This window comes from Stenotrophomonas rhizophila (genome assembly GCF_007667275.1).
Taxonomy (GTDB): Bacteria; Pseudomonadota; Gammaproteobacteria; order Xanthomonadales; family Xanthomonadaceae; genus Stenotrophomonas; species Stenotrophomonas maltophilia_AE.
In genome coordinates, this window is record NZ_VDQT01000016.1 from 1 (window position 1) to 389 (window position 389).

At 48.3% G+C, this 389-nt stretch carries 1 rRNA gene; it reads left to right on the top strand.

Going from position 1 to position 389, the window contains the following annotated elements:
- Positions 1 to 389: ribosomal RNA gene (locus FSZ13_RS18190) — 23S ribosomal RNA — on the top strand; the annotation flags it as partial.

Below are 389 nucleotides of genomic sequence, written 5' to 3' on the forward strand. Positions count from 1 at the left end.
TCCGAATGGGGAAACCCACTATACGTAATGGTATGGTATCCTTATCTGAATACATAGGGTATGGAAGACAGACCCAGGGAACTGAAACATCTAAGTACCTGGAGGAAGAGAAAGCAAATGCGATTTCCTGAGTAGCGGCGAGCGAAACGGAACATAGCCCAAACCAAGAGGCTTGCCTCTTGGGGTTGTAGGACATTCTATACGGAGTTACAAAGGAACGAGGTAGACGAAGCGACCTGGAAAGGTCCGTCGTAGAGGGTAACAACCCCGTAGTCGAAACTTCGTTCTCTCTTGAATGTATCCTGAGTACGGCGGAACACGTGAAATTCCGTCGGAATCTGGGAGGACCATCTCCCAAGGCTAAATACTCCCTAGTGATCGATAGTGAA